This is a genomic window from Kitasatospora sp. A2-31, from assembly GCF_022288725.1.
GTDB lineage: Bacteria > Actinomycetota > Actinomycetes > Streptomycetales > Streptomycetaceae > Kitasatospora.
On sequence record NZ_JAKNTA010000280.1, the window covers coordinates 1 to 1,021 of the forward strand.

The window sequence follows — 1,021 nt, forward strand, 5'->3', positions numbered from 1 at the left end:
CTCAGTTGGTTAGAGCAGCTGACTCTTAATCAGCGGGTCCGGGGTTCGAGTCCCTGGCGGCGCACATGGCAAGGTCTCAGGCCGTCCACTCCGGTGGGCGGCCTGAGGCGTTTCCGGAGCGGTAGGTTGCGAGGACGGCGCGGCCCCACGCGCCCGTCCGCGACCGCTGGGGGTTCCGTCCATGGCACCGCTCGACACCCGCTCGCTCCCGGAGGAGCTGCTGCTGCTCTGCGCCGAACCGGTGAGCGGCCGGCTCCGGATTCCGCAGTCCGCCTTCTACTGGGCCGTCCCCGGCAGCATCCTCGCCGAACTGCAGCTCAGCGGAGCCATCACCGTCGACGGCCGCCGGATCACCGGCTTCCAGCCCCTCGGCTCCGCCGACGAGATCGCGGCCGGGGTGCTCACCCGGCTGGAGGAGACCGGCAAGCGCAAGCACCGGCTGGGTCTCGACCTGGCCATGCGCCGGATCCCCCGCAAGCCCACGCAACAGTTGCTCCTCGACCGGCTGATCGCCGACGGTGTCCTCACCGTCGACCGCCGGAGCTTCCTCGGCCTGCCGTACCGGCGGTACACGGCGGTGCCGCCGGCAATCGGGCAGGAGATCGCGGCTCGGGTGGCCGCCACCCTGGCCGTCGACGACGCCGGGTCGACCCTGGCGCCGCCGCCCGCCGCTGCCCCTTCGCCCTCTCCCTCGCCCTCACCCTCCCCCTCGCCCTCGCCTTCAGGTGATGCGGCCCCCGCCGAGGCTGCGCCCGTCGGCGGGGGCGAGGTGTCCGGTACGGCCGGGGCGTCCACCGCCGAGGCCGACCGGGACCGCCGGTCGGCCGATCGAGACCGCCAGCTGGCCGGGCTGATCTTCGCAGCGGGGCTGCACCGCCGGCTCTACCCCGGCCCGGCCGGCGCCCCCACCCGGCGCGCCGCGCGCCGACTGGCCAACGAGCTGCCGGTCCCCCGGGCGGTCCGGCGGGCGATCTCGGCGATGTCGGCGAACACGGCCTCCTGAGCCGCGGGGAGCGGCGGG

The 1,021-nt window shown here is 75.1% G+C and carries 1 protein-coding gene; it reads left to right on the forward strand.

Annotated features, from left to right (window positions below; translation table 11 throughout):
- Nucleotides 1-181 precede the first annotated feature (181 nt).
- A complete protein-coding gene (locus MCM47_RS41450; protein ID WP_238951916.1) occupies nt 182-1,003 on the forward strand; it encodes a GPP34 family phosphoprotein in 822 nt (273 codons plus the stop codon).
- Nucleotides 1,004-1,021: the final 18 nt, after the last annotated feature.